Source organism: Bacillus sp. F9_6S_D1_P_5 (assembly GCF_054823925.1).
Genome location: NZ_JBTREW010000049.1, coordinates 1 through 5,166 on the forward strand (window position 1 = coordinate 1; position 5,166 = coordinate 5,166).

General features: G+C 33.4%; 5 protein-coding genes and 1 rRNA gene. 5 read left to right on the forward strand and 1 reads right to left on the reverse strand.

Annotation, left to right across the window (positions count from 1 at the left end):
- Positions 1-485 precede the first annotated feature (485 nt).
- The 5 genes from ACUXEY_RS27985 (at position 486) to uppP (ending at position 4,745) form a co-directional block, all read left to right on the forward strand.
- The gene (locus tag ACUXEY_RS27985; RefSeq protein ID WP_166705522.1) at positions 486-1,199 is read left to right on the forward strand and encodes a response regulator transcription factor; all 714 of its coding nucleotides are present in this window, start codon (positions 486-488) and stop codon (positions 1,197-1,199) included.
- Positions 1,189-2,202: a sensor histidine kinase gene (locus tag ACUXEY_RS27990; protein ID WP_429603546.1), complete on the forward strand. Its 1,014-nt coding sequence runs from the start codon at positions 1,189-1,191 to the stop codon at positions 2,200-2,202. The genes ACUXEY_RS27985 and ACUXEY_RS27990 overlap by 11 nt, the downstream gene beginning before the upstream one ends.
- A gap of 68 nt (positions 2,203-2,270) precedes the next feature.
- Positions 2,271-3,200, forward strand: coding sequence for an ABC transporter ATP-binding protein (locus tag ACUXEY_RS27995; RefSeq protein ID WP_098671309.1), 930 nt, complete (start codon positions 2,271-2,273; stop codon positions 3,198-3,200).
- Positions 3,193-3,930, forward strand: a complete 738-nt coding sequence (locus ACUXEY_RS28000; RefSeq protein WP_429603547.1) for an ABC transporter permease — start codon at positions 3,193-3,195, stop codon at positions 3,928-3,930. The genes ACUXEY_RS27995 and ACUXEY_RS28000 overlap by 8 nt, the downstream gene beginning before the upstream one ends.
- 17 nt (positions 3,931-3,947) lie before the next feature.
- Positions 3,948-4,745: an undecaprenyl-diphosphate phosphatase UppP gene (gene uppP, locus ACUXEY_RS28005; protein ID WP_461302070.1), complete on the forward strand. Its 798-nt coding sequence runs from the start codon at positions 3,948-3,950 to the stop codon at positions 4,743-4,745.
- A 330-nt stretch (positions 4,746-5,075) separates the two neighbouring features.
- Here uppP and rrf read toward each other — a convergent pair.
- Positions 5,076-5,166 (reverse strand): 5S ribosomal RNA (gene rrf / locus ACUXEY_RS28010); the annotation flags it as partial.

The window sequence follows — 5,166 nt, forward strand, 5'->3', positions numbered from 1 at the left end:
GATCAAACTCTCCAATAAAGTTAGTTTGTCTAGCATCTAAAATAAAAATTGACGTTTCACGTTGTTTGTTTCGTTCAGTTTTCAAAGAACTACTTGGTCGCTCATTTGCGACTCCCTTATGTTAACATCTTCATCTTTCAATGTCAACTAAGTTTTTCATTTCGTTTGCCGCGTTCTGCGTTATTGCATCGGCGACTTGTCCTATATTACACCTCTAAGATGAAATCGTCAACACCTTTTTATAAAGATATTCAATTTAATATTTTTATGCTCTTTTAGCTAGATATACCTCTACAAAGAATCATTACCAGAAACCACCTTCTACTTCTCTTTAATTTATTCTTTCAAAACATATTAGAGTCATTTTGAACTCTAGACTTAATACGTGCAGAACTTTTCCTCCAATAAAACTAGCAACCTTATTTTAACAAATACTAGTATATAATTAGAGTGTTGTTGTAAATCTATTAGAAGCAGGTGAAGATATGAAAGATATACGTATCCTTATAGCAGACGATGATAAAGAAATCCGAAATTTATTAAAAATATATTTAGAGCGAGAATTATATATGGTAGATACTGCGATTAATGGAGATGAAGCCTTACAGTTATTTAATCAAAACAACTATAACCTCGTTATATTAGACCTTATGATGCCGAAAGTAGATGGTATCGAAGTATGCAGAAAGCTTAGAGATAAAACTAACGTACCTATATTAATGCTGACTGCTAAAGATCACGAAGTTGATAAAATTTTAGGTTTAAGCATTGGTGCTGATGATTACATTACAAAACCTTTCAGCATTCATGAGGTGGTTGCACGAGTAAAAGCTCTTATGCGACGTTTTTTAGTTCTTGGAAGTAACATTAATGTACAAGAGAAAACAACTCTAACCTTTAAAGGGCTAACTATCGATTTAAATACATATACAGTTCATACAAATAAAGAGGAAATTAACTTAACCGGAAAAGAACTGGAACTATTAAAATTCTTTACCTCAAACCCAGGGCAAGTATTTACTAAAACTCAGCTCTTCCGAAATGTATGGGACGATAATTATATAGAAGATGATAATACCGTTATGGTACATATTCGAAAACTTAGAAAGAAAATAGAAATCGATCCTTCCAATCCCAAATTTATTCAAACCGTATGGGGCATTGGTTATAAGTTTGTAGGTGAAAAGCTTGAAGACTGATAAAACGCTATTCCTTATTTCATTACAACTTATCATTTGTGGGCTTTTAAATATACAAATGGTTCCAAGCATAAAAATGTCTTTATTTATTATCCTTATCTTAATTACAATGTATCTCTTCTTTTCAAGAATACAATTCATTCAGCATCGCAAATCAATAGATACTAAATTAAGCCGTGTACTAAAAGGTAATTTACAAACGAGATTATTTACAAGCAATGATCGTTCATTACATAATATCGTTTTTTCAATAAACGAACTAATAGCTGAATTAGAAAAGGTTCGGATTGAAGCAAAAAGGTCTGAGGAATCTAGAAAACAACTTTTGTCTAGTATCTCGCACGACATTCGAACACCACTCACCTCCATTATTGGCTATATCGATGCTTTAAAAGATGGGGTTGCTGCTTCTGAAATAGAAAAGCAAGAATATCTTAAAGTACTTTATATAAAATCAAATAACTTAAAACACCTAGTTGATGACATATTCAATATGGCAAAGCTAGACGCCAATGAATTTCCAATAAAAGAAGAACAGCTCGACTTTTCTGAAGTTACTAGAGAAATTTTAATTGAATTTTTACCTGAACTCTCAAAACATAATATTGAGCTACAAGTTCTAATCCCAGAATCTACTTGCCCTATCATCGCAGACCACCTTAGCCTTATGCGAATTATGAATAATTTAATAAAAAATGCTATTTATTACGGAAAAGATGGGAAAACATTAGGAATCGAACTAATAGAAACCTGTACAGACTATGAACTTCTTATTTGGGACAAAGGCCCGGGTATTCCAAAACATGACTTACAAAACATATTTGAGCGAATGTACCGAAGCGAACAATCAAGAAATTCCTCCTATGGCGGTAGCGGCCTAGGGCTTGCCATTGTAAAAGCACTAGTTGAGAAGCAGCATGGACATATATGGGTTGAAAGTATTCCATGGGAACGAACTACTTTTGGCTTTTCCATTCCAAAACACAATGCTTTTAAGAAATAGTTAAGAAATGATTAATATGCAGTTAAGCCTTCCTTTTTATCATGTAATTAAGAACTTATAGAAAGTAGGTGTCCCCTATAAATACAATTATAAAAACGACTAACCTTACTAAAGCATACGGCACACAAAAATCGGTAGATAATCTAAATATTAACGTTCAACAAGGAGAAATTTACGGATTCATAGGACGTAACGGTGCAGGTAAAACTACAACCATTCGTATGTTACTCAGCCTTATAAAACCTACAAGTGGAAATATTGAAATATTCGGAGAGAACTTATTTCAAAACCAAAAAGATATTTTAAGAAGAATTGGTTCTATCGTTGAGGTTCCAGGGTTTTATGAAAACTTAACTGCAAAAGAAAACTTATTAGTTAATGCAAAGATAATTGGAATTCATAAAAAGAATGCTATTGAAGAAGCATTAGAAATAGTAGGATTGCAACACGAAACAAAAAAATTAGTTGGGAAGTATTCTTTAGGAATGAAGCAACGCCTAGGGATTGCACGTGCCCTTCTCCATTATCCCGAATTACTCATACTAGATGAACCAACTAATGGACTGGACCCTATTGGTATTAAAGAAATGCGAAAACTTATTAAATCTTTAGCACAGGAAAGAAATATAACGATACTTATTTCCAGTCACATATTAGCTGAAGTAGAGCAATTAGTTGATCGTATGGGAATTATTCATGAAGGAAGGTTACTAGAAGAAGTTTCTCTTGATACACTGCGCAAAACAAACCGTAAGTACATAGAATTTCAGGTGAATAATGACAATAAGGCTGCGATGCTATTAGAAAATCATTTTCAAATTTTTGATTACGAAGTTCATGATGAAGGGAATATTCGTATTTATTCTCATTTCGGACAACAAGGGCGTATAAACAGAACGTTCGTTCTGAATGATATTGAAGTATTAAAAATGATGATGAGCGAAGATAGATTAGAAGATTATTTCACTAAACTAGTCGGAGGTGGAACGATTGGTTAATCTACTCTATACAGAACTATTAAAACTAAAACGCTCTAATATGTTTTTAATTAGCATTATTGGTGCTGGTGTCGCACCTTTCTTAGTTGTAGTAGCTTCTTATATACATATAAAAACAAAACAGCCAACTCCAACAATTTGGTTTCATCAATTATTTACTGATGTTAACTTATATACTACTTTAGTAATAGGCTTTCCCTTATATGGAGTAGTAATTGCTTATATGTTTACCCGTGAATATACAGAAGATACACTAAAGAATTTATTAACTATCCCCGTGTCGCGTATTAGCTTTATTATAAGTAAGTTCATCATTCTTTTTCTTTGGATCGTGATGCTAACTTTAGTCGCTTGGACACTCACTTTAATATTAGGGCTATTGGGGAGCTTCCCTGGTTTTAACACCGATTTAATTTTAAGTTCTTTCCTGAAATTTTCAATTTGTGGTGTACTTCTCTTTCTATTGTCTTCACCTATAGTGCTATTAACTCTTGTAATGAAGAGCTATGTACCGCCTATTATATTAACAGTCATTATTACAATGACTAATCTTATGCTCGTAAACTCCAAACATAAAGATTTATTTCCGTGGACCGCTACTTTAGATATCGCAAATAATGAATTACAACCCACATATCCACCAGAGTATTCTTATATCATCATTGCAACAACGACGATCTTCGGGTTTATTGCAACACTATTCTATTTTAAAAGAGTAGACATCCATTAATTTATAGGAGTGAAACTATGAGTGATATCATTATTGCCTTCATACTTGGTATCGTAGAGGGATTAGCTGAATTTTTACCTATCTCCTCTACTGGCCACCTTATATTAGTCGGGCATTTATTAGGCTTTGAAGGAGAAAGAGCGAAAACGTTTGAAATTGTTATACAGCTAGGGGCAATTTTAGCTATTGCAATTTTATATCATAAACGCCTCATTTCTTTATGTAATATTAAACCTCTTCTGCGGAAAGAGAAAAAATTTAACGTATTCCATGTATTTCTTGGCGTATTTCCAGCAGTAGTTGCTGGTTTATTACTACACGATGTTATTAAAACTTACTTATTTCAGCCCTACACTGTCGTAATCGGACTTGTGGTAGGGGCAATTCTGATGATCTTTGCAGAAGTAAAAAAGAAAGAGGCAACCGCCGATTCACTGGATGATTTAACATACCATCAAGCATTAACAATTGGATTATTTCAATGCTTAGCCGTATATCCTGGTTTTTCTAGAGCTGGCTCTACTATTTCTGGGGGGCTATTAGCAAAAGTAAATTATAAAACTGCATCTGAGTTCTCTTTTCTAATTGCTCTTCCTGTAATGGTTGGCGCTACAGGCTTAGACTTATTAAAAAGCTGGAAGTATTTAAGTGTAAATGATATTCCTATGTTTGTCGTAGGATTCATTACATCTTTTATAGTAGCAATACTAGCGGTAGTAACTTTTCTGAAGCTTTTAGAGAAGATAGGTTTAAAACCTTTTGCATACTATCGTATTTTACTAGCTATTTTATTTACGCTCTTCGTATTGCTCTAAGTTCATATAAGTCACAAATTATTAAACCGATATTCAAGTTAGAATATCGGTTTTTTATCTATTTCACTACTAGTATGACTTACTTCTGACATGGCGGGAATAATCACCATTAATACTTCAAATTACCGTACGACAAAGCTCAAAAATTAAACATCCCTTGGATAACGCCATATTAATAAAGAGACCAAATGTGTATATAAACTATATCCCTTCCACATATATCATCTTTCTTAATTATCAATACACCGATATAAGTTCTAAATGTGTATAAAATGTTCATGCTTTATTAAACACGAAAAAACACAAGTCAAAAGACTTGTGTTTTTAGTTGCTTGGCGACGTCCTACTCTCACAGGGACAAGGTCCCAACTACCATCGGCGCTAGAGAGCTTAACTTCCGTGTTCGGTATGGGAACGGGTG

Bases quoted from the DNA above. Each gene is read 5' to 3' on its own strand.
- ACUXEY_RS27985 (WP_166705522.1), top strand. From the start codon at position 486: ATGAAAGATATACGTATCCTTATAGCAGACGATGATAAAGAAATCCGA.
- uppP (WP_461302070.1), top strand. From the start codon at position 3,948: ATGAGTGATATCATTATTGCCTTCATACTTGGTATCGTAGAGGGATTA.